The sequence below is a fragment of the Mycolicibacter sp. MU0102 genome, assembly GCF_963378105.1.
Lineage (GTDB): Bacteria > Actinomycetota > Actinomycetes > Mycobacteriales > Mycobacteriaceae > Mycobacterium > Mycobacterium holstebronense.
The window spans coordinates 1225524-1242610 of sequence record NZ_OY726398.1 but is presented as its reverse complement, the minus strand read 5'-3'; the positions used below and the strand labels follow the sequence as shown (position 1 = coordinate 1242610).

Sequence of the window (17087 nt, the reverse complement as noted above, 5' to 3'; positions counted from 1 at the left end):
CCGCGCCGAAATCGCAATAGGGTCAGATCGCTAGCGGTGCGTAGTCGGTGCTGCGCTGACGGGCCGGGCGGCCGATCCCCTCGGCGATCGTCGTCAGCTCCGCGATGGTCTTGGCCGACCCGTGCTCGGAACCGGCCATCCGAGAGATGGTCTCTTCCATGAGCGTGCCGCCCAGGTCGTTGGCTCCACCGTTGAGCATCACCTGGGTGCGCTCCACTCCCAATTTGACCCAGCTGGTCTGGATGTTGGGAATCCGCCCGTGCAGCATGATCCGCGCCAACGCGTGCACCGCGCGGTTGTCGCGATGACTCGGGCCGGGCCGTGCCCCGCCGGCCAGATACAGCGGCGAGCTCTGATGCACGAACGGCAACGGCACAAACTCGGTGAAACCACCGGTGCGGTCCTGAATGCCACGCAACACCCGCAGGTGTCCGACCCAGTGCCGCGGGGAATCGATGTGGCCGTACATCATCGTCGAGCTGGACCGCAGCCCCACCTCGTGGGCGGTGCTGACCACCTCCACCCACATCGAGGTCGGCAGCTTGCCTTTGGTGAGCACCCAGCGGATCTCGTCGTCGAGGATTTCGGCGGCGGTCCCCGGGATGCTGCCCAGGCCCGCCTCACGCAGGCTGATCAGCCACTCTCGAATGCTCAAGCCGCTCTTGGACACCCCGTTGGTGATCTCCATCGGAGAGAACGCGTGCACGTGCATCGACGGCACCCGCGCCTTGACCGCGCGGACCAGATCGGCATAGCCGGTGACCGGCAGCTCCGGATCGATGCCGCCCTGCATGCAGACTTCGGTGGCGCCGGCCAGATGCGCCTCGTAGGCACGTTCGCCGACCTCGGCGTTCGACAGCGAAAATGCGTCGGCGTCGCCCTTGCGCTGGGCGAAGGCACAGAACCGGCAGCCGACGTAGCAGATGTTGGTGAAGTTGATGTTGCGGTTGACCACGTAGGTCACGTCGTCGCCGACGGCGTCTCGGCGCAGCGAATCGGCCAGGGCGGCAACGGCATCCATGGCCGGCCCGTCCGCGGTGGCCAATGCCAGATACTCGGCATCGGTGCAGCCGGCCGGGTCACGCTCGGCTGAACGCAGCGCGGCCAGCACATCGGTGTCGACGCGTTCGGGCGCACGAGCCGCCAGGTCGTTGATCTGCTCGCGGATGGACTCCCAGTCCCCGAAGGCGCTGCCCAGATCACTGCGCGTCTCGGTGGCCCGGCCGTCGACGTCGATCGCGGTGTGCAGATCCACCCGGCCGGCGGACTGCACCTCGTCGGGTTCCTGCCAGGCCAGGCCGACCGGATTGATGTCGCGGGCCCAGCCGGTGTCCGGGTCGGCCAGCGCCGTCACGTGTGGGCGTACGCGCGGATCGATCCACGCCGCACCGGCCAGCACGTAGTCGGGCTGCGCGGTGAGTCGCTGTACCAGGTCGTAGCCGGCTTGTTCGGTGATGGCGGCCAGGTCGTCCAGTGCCGGCCAGGGTCGCTCCGGATTGACGTGGTCGGGGGTCAGCGGCGACACCCCGCCCCAGTCGTCGACCCCGGCGCCGATCAGCGCCAGGCATTCCTCGGCCGACACCAGGTTGGGCGGTGCCTGCACCCGCATCTTGGGGCCCAGCACCAGCCGGGTCGCCGCCACCGTAGCCAGGAAATCCTCGAAACCTGTGTCGGGCACCGCCGCCATCGCGGTGTGCTCCTTGGCCCGGAAGTTCTGCACGATGACTTCCTGGATGTGCCCGAACTCCTTGTGCACCTTGCGGATCGCGTGCAGGGTGTCGGCCCGCTCGGCGAGCGTCTCACCGATGCCGACCAACAGGCCGGTGGTGAACGGGATCGAGAGCCGGCCCGCGTCGGCCAGCGTGCGCAGGCGCACCACCGGATCCTTGTCCGGGCTGCCGTAGTGCGCCAGGCCTTTGGTCTCGAACAGCCGCCGGGAGGTGGTCTCGAGCATCATGCCCATCGACGGCGCCACCGGCTTGAGTCGCGACATCTCCGACCAGCTCATCACCCCTGGGTTCAGGTGCGGCAGCAGGCCGGTCTCCTCCAGCACCAAGATGGCCATCGCGCGTACGTAGGCCAGCGTGCTGTCATAGCCGCGCTCGTCGAGCCACTGCCGCGCCTCGGGCCAGCGGTCCTCGGGCCGGTCGCCCAGCGTGAACAGCGCCTCCTTGCAACCCAACTCGGCGCCGCGGCGGGCGATGTCGAGGATCTCGTCGGGTCCCAGATACATCTGCTTACCCTGCGCTCGCAGCACGCCGGGCACGGTGACGAAGGTGCAGTAGTGGCAGGTGTCGCGGCACAGGTGGGTGACCGGGATGAACACCTTGCGCGAGTAACTGACCGGCAGCCGTCCGCCCGGCCCGCGCCGGCCTCCCGACACCAAACCGGCGTCTCGGACCCGGGCGGCGCTCGCACACAGGTCGGCCAGGTCGCCGCCGCGCGCGGTCAGGGCGATCGCGGTTTCCTCGGGATTGAGGAGCACGCCGTCGCGGGCCCGTCGCAGTACGCGGCGCAGTGCCGACGAGTTCGTCATCCGCGCGTCACCCGCATCCGGAATCTCGCGCATGCCATAAACGTCACAGTAGTCGCCGCGCCAATCGGGCCTTTCAGGTAGCCCGGCGCGCAGTCCGCGCCCGTCGGCCCGTCAGGCCTGCCTGGCCGTCGCGGGCGCGGTCAGCGCCTGACGACGCCGCCACAGCACCCACCCGGGCGGCGCGCTGCCCAGCACGATCATCAGCAGCACGCCGTAGGCCATCACGCCGCGGTCGGCGAAAATCAGGTCGTCGCCCGGACCACCGAAGGTCATCAGCGCGATGGTCAACAACCAGGTCCACAGCGGCAGCACCGCCAACCGCAGCGACTCGGTGCAGCGCTGCGCCACCCACACCAGGCCGGCGTTGACCAGGCCCCCAATCAGGGCACTGAGCGGAAAGGGGACGGCACCGATGTGCGCAGGCAACAGCAGCGCGGTGGCCACGGCGCAGAGCGCGCCGTCGAGGGCGAGGAGCGCCAGCACGACGAAGTTGAATGCCGGCGCATCAGTGGGCATCGCGGGCTCGGTGAGCGACGCGACGGGGCTCAAGTGGGGATGCTCTCCAGCTGGCTGACCAACGAACCGACCATCCACTGGTAGCTGTCGAGCCACCACTGCCAGTGCTCCAAGTTCGGGTCCAGATCGGGATCCATGCCTAAACCACCTAAGTCCTTGCCTCTACAAAACTGCTCAGCAGGAGCCTACCTTGTGACCGTCGTCATCGAGGCGAAGTCCGGCCAGGAGATCGGTTTCCCATCCCCGGCTGTCGCGCGGACCGGGATCACCGGCGACCAGGACGTAATGCTCAGCGTCCAAGATCGGCTGAACCACGTTGTTCGACAACGCGAACGCCCGGCCGGTCGGCCCGACGGTGATCTGGGTGGCGTGAGCGTTCATGGCTGCCACCTTGGCCGCGCGTGCCTCCGCGGCCTCGATCACCGCATCGATCCGGTCGTCGGAGAAGTCCCCAACAGCCTGCGCGGCCGCCGCAGCGGCCGCCGTCCAATGCGGCAGCCGATCGGCGTCTCGCAGCTCTTGCAGGGCCGTTCGTCGGGCGCTGCCGGCGGTCACCGTCCAGTAGAACTTCGGCGTGGCCCACCCGGGTTCGGAGCCGTCCTCTGCCGCTGCGGCCAGCGCCGCGGTGGTGACGTGATGGGCGTGTATGTGGTCGGGATGGCCGTACCCACCGTTCGGGTCGTAGGTGACGACCACGTGCGGGCGTAGCTTCCGGACGATGGCGGCCAGCGCCCCGACGGTCTCGGCGTCGTCGGCGTCGATGAACCGCTGCTGTCGGCGCGCCGGGGTGCCCGTCATCCCCGAGTCACGCCAGCGTCCCGCGCCGCCGAGAAACTGCGGCGGGCCGGCTCCCAACGCCTGCAGCGCCGCAGTCAGTTCACCAATCCGATAGCCGCCCAATTGGTCGGCCCCGTCCACCGCCAGGCGCGCCCAACGGTCCCCGATGACCTCGCCCTCCTCCCCCAGCGTGCAGGTCACCACATGCACGTCGGCGCCGCGGGCGGCGTAGTGGGCGATCGTCGCCCCGGTGGTCAGGGTTTCGTCATCGGGGTGGGCATGCACGAACAGCAACCGTGGAATCGGATCCGACACGCCAAAACCCTACCGCCGCACGCCGAATGGATCGGCGGCCCGGACTCCGATCAGAACAGGCCGCCGAACAGCGCATCCCAGTCGATGCTGCCCAACAGCAGCGCGAGGTTGTCACCCTGAATCGCGTTGACGACTTCGTTGAACTCGTCTGGACTGAACCCGAGCAGGGTGGTCCAGTCGGTGTCGAGGATCGCCGGGTCGAAGTGGCCGAGCAGGCTGTCGTGGGTATCGAAGCTGATCCCAAACAGCTCGTTGAACGCGGCCTCATTCTGCGCCAGCACCGTGTTGTTGATGCTGAAGATCCAGTTCACGGCGTCGTTGAATTCGGGGTTGTCGCCGAACAGCCGCTCGGCGGCGGCCTGTTGCGCTGCGACAAGCGCACTGTTGAACTCCGCCTCCATCGCGATGATGGCGGAGTTCATCGCCTGCTGCGCGTCCGGGATCGCCTGCATGATGAGACCGAGGCCGGTTGCCACGTCGGCTGCAGCAATGTTGGCAGCCTGCCCGGTTCCGCCGCTGAACGCTCCGGTGCCCGGGATCTCCAGCCCACCCAGGTCAGGCAGGAAAGAAGGCAACCCGAGCGGCAGGTTCTGCGGGTCGAAGCTGCCCCCGGACAACTCGTTCAACGCGCTCCCGTCCAGCTCGCCCCCGTCGAACGTGGAGCCGACTCCGTAGGCGCCGTCACCGCTGTCGAAAAGCAGAGAGCCCAGGTTGATCTCCTGGTCGCCGGCGCCCCCGCCGACGAAGTCCGGGCGAACGTGGTTTTCGATGACGTCCAGACCCGGGCTCACGTCGACGTTTGCCGCAGCCAGGTCGATGTCGCGAATCTGTACATCGGGCAGCGCCGGGGTCATCGATGTCAGCACTGCGACCAGACTTCCGACACCAAGAGCTGCGGCCGCGACTGTGGCGCAACGGTGAGCGAGGTGTTCCATGGACAAATCCCCCTCCGACGAGTCCAGCGCAGGTTTGCTTAATCTTACCCAAGAATTGCCTGTGCGCAAGACTTCGTTAATGCCGATTCCAGCTGGTGTCCACCTGTTGCTCCCCCGTGGACCACCAGCCCGGGCAAGCCTAACGCCCGGGTACATCGCTAGGGCAGCTTGACCCAGTTTCCGGCCCCGCCGACGATGCCCACCGGTACCGCCCCGGTCAGGCTGACGTTGGTCACGCTCGGACCCACGGCCACGATCGTGGTGTCCTGCAGGATCGGCAGCACCGTCGCCATATTCCACAGCCGGGGTTCAACGGAGGCGATCACGTCGCCGATGGACTTGCTGCCATCGATGGCCGCATCGATCTCAGCCTGGATGGCACGGTCGCAGAGGCCGGTGATATTCGACGGAGCCTGTATCAGCGCCCCGGGCGCGGCGGAGCGGGGCGGAACCTTCGAGGTCGTCGTGGCCGGTGCGGGCGCCGGGGGCTGCGGGGCGGAAGTCGCCGATGACCCCGGTACCGGGCTGACCGAGGTGGGCACCGTTGTGGGAGCCAATGCACCGCAGCCGTAGCGCGAAGCCAGCAGCGTCGCCAGGTCGCCGCCGGCCTGCTGCCAGCCGACGATCGCATCGACCTGGTGGGTGACCAGTGCTTCCCGGTAGAGCTTCACCGGGTCCAGCGCGAGGACTGTGGCGGCAACACCGACGTTGCGCAACTGGTCGGCAGCGGTGTTGGCCACGGCCTGCGAGGTCGGATCGTTGGCCGCCACCCCGATGACCAGCGACAGCTGTTCCCCGCCCTTGCTGATCCGCCCCCGGGTGATCTCCGGCGGGTGCGGCACACCGGTGGCGGAGCCGGCCGGGGGAACCAGCGCGGACGGCGGCGCATCCTTTTCGACTCGGTAGCCGGCCGCCTGCAACAGTGCCAGCGCGGCCGATTCGGACATCGCCGGCGGTGCGGTGGGCACATAGCCGGGGTCGCTTGGGGTGCGGATCTGGGCCTGGTCCAAGGTGACCGTGTTGTCGCTGCCGGCGCCCACCGTGGCCAGCAGGCCGACGTCGAGCAGTCCCAGAATGGCCCGGCGCACCCGCACATCGGTCAGCTTGGGTTCCGCTGCCCGCAGCGCGAGCTGCATGATGCGGGGCGTGACCACCCGGGTGGTCTGTACCCCGGGGATCACCGACAGCTGCGCGAACGCCGCCGAGCCGCCGTGCACCTGAGCCACCTGAGTGTCCCCATTACGGATGGAGTCGGCTAGCGCTGCCGCTGACCCAGCGCGGCGGAACAAGACCAGGTCCGGCTTGGCCGGCGGGCCCCAGTAGCGGTCGTTGCGGGCGAGCAGGATCGCGTCGCGCTGCGGGTCGATGTTCTCCACCCGGAACTGACCACCGGTGACCGGCAGGGCCCGCGCCAGGCCGGCGGGGAATCCGCCGGGCACGTCCTTGACGATGTGCGCCGGGACGATGTTGTTGAACAGTTCCCGCCACGCCGGGTACGGCTTGGCGAAAGTGACCACCACCTGCTTGCCGCCTTCGACGGAATGCACACCGGTGATCAGGTCATAGCCCGCCGGGTCGACGACACCGGGCTGGGTGACCATCTGCTGCCACAGGTACCAGAAGTCGTCGGCCGCGATCGGCGCGTTGTCGGTCCAGGACGCCTCGGGCCGGATCCGGTAGGTCACCGTGAACGGCGCCTCGGAAGTCACGGTGGCCGACACCAACAGCGTCGGGTCCATCTCCCACCGCGATCCGGTGGGGGTACTGGAGTCCGGGATGGGCCGAAACGTGCTGGGCAGTACCAGCGCGCTGATCGCCGCGGTGACCGCCGACAGGTCCGAACGCAGGTGGGGATTGAAGCCGGCCCCGATGGAATCGATGCCCATGATGATCTGGCTGATTCGCGGAGGCGGCGGCGCTGCGCTCTTCGGCGTCTCGGTGCTCTGCGGCGCCGGCGGCGGGTTCACCGTGCACGACGAGAGCGCCTGCGTCAGCACCAGCATCGTCGCCGAAACCAGTGCCCCCGCCGTGACATGGGCGCGGCGGGCTGGTCTCGGCACGGCCACCAGGGTATCCGGGCGGCGATTTCGACGCGAAGACCGTCGAGCAGCGCGCAAAACCGCGCCCAAACCTAGAGGTTCTTGGCCCGGGAGCGGCTGCGCGCCCGCAGCGTTGAGTCCAGTTCGACCTTGCGGACCCGGACCACTTCGGGGGTGACCTCGACGCACTCGTCGGCCGCGCAGAACTCCATCGCCTGTTCCAGATCAAGCTCGATCGGTCGGGCCAGCGTCTCCATCACGTCGGCCGTCGACGACCGCATGTTGGTGAGCTTCTTCTCCTTGGTGACATTGATGTCGAGGTCCTCGGCCCGAGGATTGATCCCCACCACCATGCCTTGGTAGGTGTCCTGGCCCGGCTCGACGAAGAACTGCCCACGGTCGGCCAACTGGATCAGCGCGAACGGGGTGATGGACCCGGCCCGGTCGGACACCAGCGACCCGGTGTGGCGGGCGCGGATCTCGCCGGCCCACGGCTGGTAGCCCTCGAACACCGCATTGGCGATACCGGTGCCGCGCGTCTCGGTGAGGAAGTCGGTGCGCCAACCGATCAGGCCACGGCTGGGGATGATGAACTCCATCCGCACCCACCCGGTGGTGTGGTTGGCCATCTCGGTCATCCGGCCCTTGCGGCCGGCCGCGAGCTGGGTGATGGCACCGACGTACTCCTCGGGGCAGTCGACGGTGAGGTGCTCGAACGGCTCGTGCACCTTGCCGTCGACCTTGCGGGTCACCACCTGCGGCTTGCCGACGGTCAGCTCGAAGCCCTCGCGGCGCATCTGCTCGACCAGGATGGCCAGAGCCAACTCGCCACGTCCCTGCACCTCCCAGGCGTCGGGACGGCCGATGTCGACCACCCGGACCGAGACGTTGCCGATCAGCTCGGTGTCCAGACGTGACTTGACCATCCGCGCGGTCAACTTGTGGCCGGAGACCTTGCCCGCCAGCGGCGAGGAGTTGGTGCCGATCGTCACCGAGATCGCCGGCTCGTCGACGGTGATGCGTGGCAGCGCGACCGGAGTGGCCAGATCGGCCAACGTGTCACCGATCATGATGTCGCCGATACCGGCCACGGCGACGATGTCCCCGGCGCCGGCCTCTTCGGTCGGGGTGCGTTCGACACCCTCGGTGACCAGCAGCTCGGTGATCTTCGCCGTGGTGGTCACCGGTTCGCCGTCGACCTCCCGCATCCAGGCAACCTGCTGGCCCTTGCGGATGCGGCCGTTGTAGACCCGGATCAAAGCGAGCCGGCCCAGGAATGGCGAGGCATCGAGGTTGGTGACCAACGCCTGCAGCGGCGCCTCCGGGTCACCCGAGGGCGGCGGGACGTGCTCGAGCAGCACGTCGAACAGCGGGTCGAGGTTGTCGCCATCCGGAATCTGACCGTCGGCGGGCGCGGTGGTGCTGGCCACCCCGGCCCGGCCGGAGGCATACAGCGTGGGCAATCCCAGGGCGTGTTCCGCGGCGGCCTGCGCCTCGTCATCGAGGTCACTGGCCACATCGAGCAGCAGGTCGTGGCTGGCGTCGACCACCTCGGCGATACGGGCGTCGGGCCGGTCGGTCTTGTTGACCACCAGGATCACCGGCAGGTGCGCGGCCAGCGCCTTGCGCAGTACGAATCGGGTCTGCGGCAGCGGCCCCTCGGACGCGTCGACCAGCAGGACCACGCCGTCGACCATCGACAGCCCGCGCTCCACCTCGCCGCCGAAGTCGGCGTGGCCCGGGGTGTCGATCACGTTGATGACGGTGACGGTTCCATCGGGGTGGTGGCGATGCACGGCCGTGTTCTTGGCCAGGATCGTGATGCCCTTTTCCCGCTCCAGGTCCCCGGAGTCCATGACGCGCTCTTGCGCCTCACCGCGTTCCTGCAGGGCGCCAGACTGGCGGAGCATGGCGTCGACCAGAGTCGTCTTGCCGTGGTCTACGTGCGCGACGATGGCGACGTTACGAAAGTTCACCGGGCGATTCTGCCAGCGCACCCTGTCAATCGCGAAAACGTGAAGCCTAGAGCAATGAAGGTCACAGCCCCAGTGGGGACTCCGCGGAGAACCTCTCGAGCTCCTTGACGTGCAGTTCGGTCAGCGATTGCAGGCATTGCGCCGCCGTTTCGGTGAGCTGAAGCCGGATCACCCGCTGGTCGCCGCTGTCGCGGACCCGGGTGACCAGGCCGGCCGCTTCGGCCCGCTGGATCAGCTCTCCGGCACTGTGGTGGCGCAACAGCAGGTATTCCGCGATGTCGCCGACCGTCGGCCCTCGCGAGTCACCGTGGCCCCGGATCGCCAGCAGCAACTGGTGCTGCGCAGGGGTGAGTCCGGCCGCTTGCGCCTGGTCGGCGCTCCACCGCTCAAAGCGCCGCAACCGCGTGCGGAACGCAAGCAGTCGGGAATAGACCTCGTCAGGCAGTGGCACGTCTGTAACTTTATGCCGAGCTCCGCCAGCGCGCGCAGCTCAGCTCAGCTCTGCGGTGATCCGAATTTCAACCACCGCCCCCGGGATGGCCAGTTCGGAGATCCCGACGGCTGTCCACGCGGGGTACGGGGCGGCCACGTAGGTGTCCTTGACAGCGATGAATCGGTCGATCTGCGCAGAGAGCCCGACGTGGTAGGTGGTCATCTCAACGACGTCGGCGAAGGTCAGGCCCACCTCGCCGAGCAGACCGCGCAGATTCTCGAAGGCCAGGGTGATCTGCTCGGTCGGGTCTTCCGGCACGGACAGGTCCGGCCGGATGCCGATCATGCCCGAGCAGCGCAGCTGATCTCCGACGATGACGGCCGGCGCGTAGTGAAAGTTGGCGTAGATCGGCTTCATCCACTCGGGAATCACGACCTTCATGGATGCTCCTAGGTGCCGTTGCGCACCAGCTGATCGGGGCAGTACACCTGGGCGGCGATCCCGACGAACTGGGTTCCGTGCTCGGTCGTCAAGCCCGGGTTTCGCGCCTTGAGACCCTCAAGCACCTGCGGGCTGGGCTGGCCCTCGGAGATGAACCCGCACACCATTTTCGCGGTGATGATGGCCTGGTCAGCGTTGTTGTAGGTGATTCCGGCCGCCCGCAGGGACACCAGGAAATTGGTGTCGGTTTCGGACGGATCAGCCTGAGCCGGCGACGCGAAGCAGACACAGCCGAGCGCGCCGAGCAGCGCCGCGCGGATTTTCACCAACCCCTCCGTTGTGGTCGTGAACCCATCGGCTGATTCCTCCTAGCGACGTCGCGGCTGCGGTAGACGATGTACGGCCGAAACAGATACCCGATCGGCGCGCTGAATGCGTGCACCAGACGAGTGAACGGCCACAGCGCGAACAAAGTCAACGCAATCATGACGTGAACCTGGAAATACAGCGGCGCCTGCAGCATCAAATCGCCCCGCGGATCGAGCGTAAAGATCGACCGGAACCAGACCGAGACCGTCTGCCGGTAGTCATGCGCCTCGCCGTACGCGGTGGTGCCCATCAGGGTGCAGCTCATCCCGACCACCAGCGCACACACCAGCACCGCATACATCAGCTTGTCGCTGACGCTGGTGGCCTTGAACACCGAGCGCTCGGTACGACGCCGGTAGATCAGCAACCCGACCCCGACCAGGGTGGCGATGCCGGCAGGTAGGCCCAGGATCAGCGCCTGCAGGTGATAGAGCCGGTCGCTCATGCCCAGCGCTTCGGTCCACGACTCGGGGACGAAGAGCCCCATGATGTGCCCTGCGATCACCACGAAGCTGCCGAAGTGGAACATCGGGCTGCCGATCCGCAGCAGCTTGGACTCATATAGCTGCGACGAGCGGGTGGTCCACCCGAACTTGTCGTACTTATACCGCCACCAGGTGGCCACGCCCGCAATGGCCAGCACGAAGTACGGCACGATGTCCCACCACAGCTCCGCGGGGCTGATGAGGGTGACGTCGGTCATCGGGTCGGCACCTTCGGCATCCCGAGCGAAACGGCTGCCGTGAAGGGTTGAAGCCCAACGGCTTCCGCGGGCGGCCCGGACGCCATCAGCTGACTCACGTTCTGCACCTCCTGATCGGTTGCCGCCGGGAGCGTCTCGCAGACCGCGCCCACGGCGAAGGCATACGGCGACCCCGCTTCGCTCAACGCACGGTGCAGGACATCGATCGGCGTGCGGTGCGCCAGCAGCAGCCGTCGGCCGGCCTGCGGATCCACCGTGGCGGCGAACTCCAGCACCACCGGCAGGTGGTCGGGCGCCTCCCCCACGGGCGGCTCAGCGCCGGCCTCGCGGTAGGCGGCGGCGAAGGCCAGCATCTGCATCCCGCGGTTGCGGGTGTCACCACCGGTCCAGTAGGTCAGAAACATCGTCGAGCGCCGCCGCATGTCGAAGGTTTCGACGTAGTCGACGGCGGCGGTCATCGGGTCCGCTACGCGCAGCGCGGCGACCGTGCGCCGCAACAGATTCGCCGCCGGCGCGTCGGCGTGGGCGAGCAGTGCCTCGACGGTGTCGAGCCGCTGGGGCAGTTGCTCGTCGGGGTAGGACAGCAGCAGCGACGCCGACTGCCACACCGCCCTGTCGGCGGGTCCACCGGCTGGGCGTCGCAGGGAGTGAATGAATCGTTTCACTGGTGCTCCGGGAACATCTCCGGCACGGCCTGCTCGCCGCCACCCCAGTTGAGCAGGTTGGTCCGGCCCCGCGGCCGCTGCGCGTGCCCGTTCTCGACCAGATGGAACGACGTCTTCGCCACATCATCGGCGCCGACGAACGGATCCTCCTCGTACCCCTCCGGTCCGCCGGTGATCGAGCAGCCCAGGTGTTCGAGGTCGTGCGCCTGCTGGCTGTAGGCGGTGGGAATCACATAACGCTCTTCGTATTTCGCGATCGCGAGCAGGCGGTACATGTTGTACATCTCTTCCTCGGTCATTCCGACCGAGGCGGGAATGTGCGGCTGGGTCTCGCGGCCCAGGCTGATGTCGCGCATGTAGGAGCGCATCGCCGCGAGCCGGCGCAGTACACCCTCGATCACGCCGGTGTCACCGGCGGTGAACAGCTCGGCGAGATAGGCCATCGGGATACGCAGCGCCGAAAGGGCCCCGAATAGGTTGCCCAGGTCCTCCCCGTCGTGCCCGTCGCGGCTGACCGCATCGACCACCGGCGATAACGGCGGGATGTACCAGACCATCGGCATGGTCCGGTATTCCGGATGCAACGGCAACGCCACCTTGTAGGTGTTGATCAGCGCGTAGATCGGCGACCGTTGCGCCGCCTCGATCCAGGCATCGGAGATCCCCTCGGCGCGCGCTCCCGCGATCACCTGCGGGTCGGTCGGGTCAAGGAACACGCCGCGCTGCGCCTCATACAGGTGCGTGTCGTCGTCGACCGAAGCCGCCTCGAGCACCTTGTCGGCGTCGTAGAGCACCAGGCCGATGTAGCGCAGCCGGCCCACGCAGGTCTCCGAGCACACCGTCGGCAAGCCGACTTCGATACGCGGGTAACAGAAATGGCACTTCTCGGCCTTGCCGGTCTTGTGGTTGAAATACACCTTCTTGTACGGGCATCCCGACACACACAACCGCCAACCACGACAGCGGTCCTGGTCGACCAGCACGATGCCGTCTTCTTCACGCTTGTAGATGGCGCCGGTCGGACACGACGCCACGCACGACGGATTCAGGCAGTGCTCACAGATCCGCGGCAGGTAGAACATGAAGGTATCTTCGAAGTCGCTTTTGACCTGGTCACTGACCTTCGCCAGGATCGGGTCGTTGACCAGGGTCTCCGGCGCCCCAGCGAGGTTGTCATCCCAGTTGGGTCCCCACTGGATCTTCATCGGCTCGCCGGTAATCGAGCTCTTCGGCGCCGCAACCGGAATGGTGTCTCCCAGCGGCGCAGCGGTCAGGTTCTCGTAGTCGTAGGTCCACGGCTCGTAGTAGTCCTTCAAGCCGGGCAGGTTGGGGTTGGCGAAGATGTTCAGCAGCTTGTGGAGCCGGCCACCGGCCAGCAGACGCAATCGACCCTTCTTGTCCAGCGTCCAACCGCCCTTCCAGCGGCCCTGGTCTTCATAGGTCCGCGGATAGCCACCGCCGGGGCGAGTTTCGACATTGTTGAACCAGACGTACTCGGTTCCCTCGCGGTTGGTCCAGGCCTGTTTGCAGGTCACCGAACAGGTATGGCACCCAATACATTTGTCCAGGTTCATCACCATGGCCATCTGCGCCATTACTTTCATCGCTCTAATACCTCACGTCCTGGCTGCGGCGCCGCACCACTGTCACCTCGTCGCGCTGATTGCCGGTCGGTCCCAGGTAGTTGAATGCGAACGCGTGCTGGCCGTAGCCACCGGCCAAGTGACTGGGCTTGACCCGGATCCGGGTCAACGAGTTGTGCGTGCCGCCGCGCTTGTTGTTGGTCTCGGCCCGCGGGGTGTCCACGGTGCGCTCCTGCACGTGGTAGACGAACACCACCCCGTCCGGCATCCGCTGACTGACGATCGCGCGACCGACGAACACGCCGTTGACGTTGACGGCTTCAATCCAATCGTTATCCTTGACACCGATTTTCGCGGCATCGCCCGGACTCATCCACATGGTGGGGCCGCCGCGCGACAGCGACAGCATGTACAGGTTGTCCTGGTAGGTGGAGTGGAACGACCACTTCGAGTGCGGGGTCAAGTACCGCACGGTGATTCCGATGCCGTCCCCGGTCTCGCCGAGTTCGGGGGCGTCAAACAGCCGCGCCATGTCCAGCGGCGGGCGGTAGACCGGCAAATGTTCGCCGAGCTCCTCGATCCAGTCGTGGGCGGTGTAGAAGTGCATCCGGCCGGTCAGGGTGTGGAACGGCTTGAGGCATTCGATGTTGATCGTGAACGGGGCGTAGCGCCGCCCCCCGGTCTCGCTGCCCGACCACTCCGGGCTCGTGACCACCGGCACCGGCCGCGCCTGGGTGTCGGCGTAGGTGATCCGCTTCTCCTCACTGCCCTCGGACAGGTGTGCCAGTCGCTGGCCGGTGCGTTTCTCCAGCTCCCGGAAACCCTCCGTCGCGATCCGGCCGTTGGTGGTGCCCGACAGCGCCAGCACGGTGTCGGCCATCCGGGTCGCGGTGGTCAGCGCGGGGCGCCCGGTGCCGGCGCCGGATTTCATCACCCCGAACTTGGCGGCCAGTTCCTCGACCTCTTCGTGCGGAAACACGGTGTAGCCCTTGGTGGTCAGCCCCAAGGTGTCCACCAGCGGGCCCAGGGACTGCCACATGTCGCCGATGGCGGTGTAATCACGCTCCACCACAGTCACTTTGGGCATGGTCTTGCCGGGAATCGGCGTCTCGCCGTTACGCAACCAGTCACGCTCGGTTCCGTCGGGGTAGGCCATCGCGTCCGCGGTGTCGTGCTGCATCGCGGTCAGCACGACGTCGTTGCGCACGCCCAGGTGCTTAACCGCCAAGGCGCTGAACGTCCTCGCGATCGCGCCGAATGCGTCGAAATCGCTGCGGGTCTCCCAGGGCGGGTCGATCGCCGCGCTGAACGAGTGCACGTAGGGGTGCATGTCGGTCGACGACAGGTCGGCCTTCTCGTACCAGGTAGCCGCCGGCAGCACGATGTCGGACATCAGGGTGGTCGAGGTCATCCGGAAGTCGATCGACATGAGCAGATCGAGCTTGCCCTCGGGAATGTCGCTGTCCCAGCGCACATCGGCCGGCTTCACCCCGCCGGCGGGCGGCTCGCCGATCACGCTGGCGTCGGTGCCCAGCAGGTGCTTGAGGAAGTACTCCCCGCCCTTGCCAGACGCGCCGATGAGGTTGGCCCGCCACACCGTGAGCACGCGCGGCCAGTTCACCGGGTTGTCCGGATCGGTGACCGACAGCTTCAAGTCACCGGCGGCGAGTTGCTCGGCGACGAACTCCCCCGCGTCACGGCCGGCGGTGTCGGCCTCGTCGGCCACATCCAGGCTGGACCGGTCGAACTGCGGGTAGAACGGGCTCCAGCCCATCGCGGTGGCCGACGCCAGGATGTCCATCGTGTGCCGGCCGTCGAATCGGCCGCGTCCGAGCGGGGTGGTCAGCTTCTCGGCGCCGTAGGCGTCGTAGCGCCACTGATCGGTGTGGGCATACCAGTAGGAGGTGCCCGGCACCTGACGCGGCGGGCGCGTCCAGTCGCTGCCCGCGGCCATCGTGGCCCATCCGGTCAGCGGGCGCACCTTCTCCTGGCCGACGTAGTGTGCCCAGCCGCCACCGTTGCGTCCCATCGATCCGGTGAGCATCAGCAGCGCGAGGACCGCCCGGTAGGTGGCATCGCCGTGGAACCACTGGCAGATGCCGCTGCCCATGATGATCATTGACCGGCCGCCGGATTCTTCTGCGTTGCGGGCGAATTCGCGCGCGATCCGGATCGCCTGCGAGGCCGAGACCCCGGTGATCGACTCTTGCCACGCCGGGGTGTTGACCTGTGTGTCGTCGTCGTAACCGGTCGGCCATTCGCCGGGCAGCCAGGGCCGGCGCACCGAGTAGTTGGCCAGCATCAGGTCGAACACCGTGCAGACCAGGTGCTCACCGACCTGACGCACCGGCACCCCGCGCTCGACGACGGTGCCGTGACCGGTCACGGTGTCGAAGCCGGGCAGCGAGACCAGCGCGGCGGGCTGATCGCCGTTGAGAAATTTCGGGTTCTTGACGGTCAACGCCGGCCGCAGCTCACCGAGGTCCAGGTTCCACTTGCCCATGCCGTCGTCGCCCCAGCGGAAGCCCAGCGAGCCGTGCGGCACCACAACGGTGTCGGTGGCCTCATCCAGCAGGGCCGGTTTGAACGCCGCGTTCTCGACGTTTGCCTGGTCCCCGCCCAGGTCGGCGGCGGTCAGGTTCTTTCCGGGAATCAGTCGGCCGTCGCGTTCCTCCAGCTTGATCAGGAACGGCAGGTCGGTGTAGCGGCGCACGTAGTCGGTGAAGAACGGCACCTCCTGCTTGACGTAGCACTCGGTGAGGATGACGTGGCCCATCGCCATCGCCAGCGCGCCGTCGGTGCCGGCCGCACACGGCATCCACTCGTCGGCAAACTTGGTGTTGTCGGCGTAGTCCGGGCTGACGGTGACCACCTTGGTGCCGCGGTAACGGACTTCGGCCATCCAGTGCGCGTCGGGCGTGCGGGTGATCGGGACATTGGAGCCCCACATCATCAGGTAGGCCGCGTCCCACCAGTCCCCGGATTCCGGGACGTCGGTCTGGTCGCCGAACACCTGGGGTGAGGCGACCGGCAGGTCGGCATACCAGTCGTAGAAGGACGTCATCACGCCGCCGAGCATCTGGATGAAGCGTGACCCGGCGGCGAACGACACCATCGACATCGCCGGAATCGGGGAGAACCCCGCCACCCGGTCCGGGCCGTAGGTCTTGATGGTGTGCACGTGGGCGGCGGCGATCATCTCGGTGGCTTCGGCCCAGGACACCCGGATCAGGCCGCCCATGCCGCGGGCCTGCTGGTAGCGCCGACGACGCTCGGGGTCGGCCTGAATGTCCGCCCACGCCAGCACCGGGTCGCCCAGGCGCGCCTTGGCCTCTCGGAACATCTCGACCAGGGCGCCGCGCGCGTAGGGGTAACGCACCCGGGTCGGCGAGTAGGAGTACCAGGAGAACGAGGCGCCGCGCGGGCAGCCGCGGGGCTCGTACTCGGGCCGGTCCGGGCCCACCGAGGGATAGTCGGTGGCCTGGTTCTCCCAGGTGATGATGCCGTCCTTGACGAAGATCTTCCAGGAACACGACCCGGTGCAGTTGACCCCGTGAGTGGACCGGACCACCTTGTCGTGGCTCCAGCGGTCCCGGTAGAAGGTGTCGGCCTCCCGACCGCCCCGGTGGGTGACGGTGCGCAGGTCCGACGAGACCTGTCCCCGGGTGAAGAACCGCCCGCTGCGTTCCAGCAGTTCTTCGAGTGGGCCACCGATTCCCGTGGTGGGCGGTCGCGCTGCGCGTGTCATCTCCGAATTCTCCTTCGCGGGTCGCCGCGCCGCGACGGATTTCACGTAGGC

General features: G+C 67.5%; 13 protein-coding genes. All 13 read right to left on the bottom strand.

The genetic code is table 11. The features are described from left to right. Window positions 1–22: 22 nt before the first annotated feature. The 13 genes from RCP37_RS05910 to RCP37_RS05850 all read right to left on the bottom strand — a co-directional run bounded on the left by RCP37_RS05910 (window position 23) and on the right by RCP37_RS05850 (window position 17036). Window positions 23–2569, bottom strand: a complete 2547-nt coding sequence (locus tag RCP37_RS05910) for a bifunctional FO biosynthesis protein CofGH (RefSeq protein WP_308486024.1) — start codon at window positions 2567–2569, stop codon at window positions 23–25. Between the two features lie 78 nt (window positions 2570–2647). Continuing rightward, window positions 2648–3052: a hypothetical protein gene (locus tag RCP37_RS05905; protein ID WP_308486954.1), complete on the bottom strand. Its 405-nt coding sequence runs from the start codon at window positions 3050–3052 to the stop codon at window positions 2648–2650. Window positions 3053–3226: 174 nt separating this feature from the next. Continuing rightward, window positions 3227–4132, bottom strand: a complete 906-nt coding sequence (gene mshB, locus RCP37_RS05900) for an N-acetyl-1-D-myo-inositol-2-amino-2-deoxy-alpha-D-glucopyranoside deacetylase (RefSeq protein WP_373693160.1) — start codon at window positions 4130–4132, stop codon at window positions 3227–3229. Window positions 4133–4194: 62 nt separating this feature from the next. Beyond that, window positions 4195–5010 (bottom strand): hypothetical protein, encoded by an 816-nt coding sequence (locus tag RCP37_RS05895; protein WP_308486022.1) that lies wholly within the window; start codon window positions 5008–5010, stop codon window positions 4195–4197. Between the two features lie 227 nt (window positions 5011–5237). Beyond that, window positions 5238–7145 carry an ABC transporter family substrate-binding protein gene (locus RCP37_RS05890; RefSeq protein ID WP_308486021.1) on the bottom strand — a complete coding sequence of 636 codons (1908 nt, stop codon included), beginning with the start codon at window positions 7143–7145 and terminating at the stop codon, window positions 5238–5240. A gap of 65 nt (window positions 7146–7210) precedes the next feature. After that, on the bottom strand, window positions 7211–9094 hold the full coding sequence (typA, locus tag RCP37_RS05885) for a translational GTPase TypA (RefSeq protein ID WP_308486020.1): 1884 nt from the start codon (window positions 9092–9094) through the stop codon (window positions 7211–7213). Between the two features lie 61 nt (window positions 9095–9155). Continuing rightward, complete coding sequence (locus tag RCP37_RS05880; protein ID WP_125079740.1) at window positions 9156–9545, bottom strand: MarR family winged helix-turn-helix transcriptional regulator; 390 nt, start codon at window positions 9543–9545, stop codon at window positions 9156–9158. A gap of 39 nt (window positions 9546–9584) precedes the next feature. Further along, entirely contained in the window at window positions 9585–9968 is a 384-nt protein-coding gene (locus tag RCP37_RS05875; protein ID WP_308486019.1) for a RidA family protein, read from the bottom strand. An 8-nt stretch (window positions 9969–9976) separates the two neighbouring features. Continuing rightward, window positions 9977–10294 (bottom strand): DUF732 domain-containing protein, encoded by a 318-nt coding sequence (locus RCP37_RS05870; RefSeq protein ID WP_308486018.1) that lies wholly within the window; start codon window positions 10292–10294, stop codon window positions 9977–9979. Beyond that, window positions 10291–11040: a respiratory nitrate reductase subunit gamma gene (gene narI, locus RCP37_RS05865; protein ID WP_308486017.1), complete on the bottom strand. Its 750-nt coding sequence runs from the start codon at window positions 11038–11040 to the stop codon at window positions 10291–10293. The genes RCP37_RS05870 and narI overlap by 4 nt, the downstream gene beginning before the upstream one ends. Further along, complete coding sequence (gene narJ, locus RCP37_RS05860) at window positions 11037–11705, bottom strand: nitrate reductase molybdenum cofactor assembly chaperone (protein WP_308486016.1); 669 nt, start codon at window positions 11703–11705, stop codon at window positions 11037–11039. Before narJ ends, narI begins: the two co-directional genes overlap by 4 nt. Beyond that, window positions 11702–13309: a nitrate reductase subunit beta gene (narH, locus tag RCP37_RS05855; protein ID WP_308486015.1), complete on the bottom strand. Its 1608-nt coding sequence runs from the start codon at window positions 13307–13309 to the stop codon at window positions 11702–11704. The genes narJ and narH overlap by 4 nt, the downstream gene beginning before the upstream one ends. 4 nt (window positions 13310–13313) lie before the next feature. Beyond that, window positions 13314–17036, bottom strand: a complete 3723-nt coding sequence (locus RCP37_RS05850; protein ID WP_308486014.1) for a nitrate reductase subunit alpha — start codon at window positions 17034–17036, stop codon at window positions 13314–13316. Window positions 17037–17087: the final 51 nt, after the last annotated feature.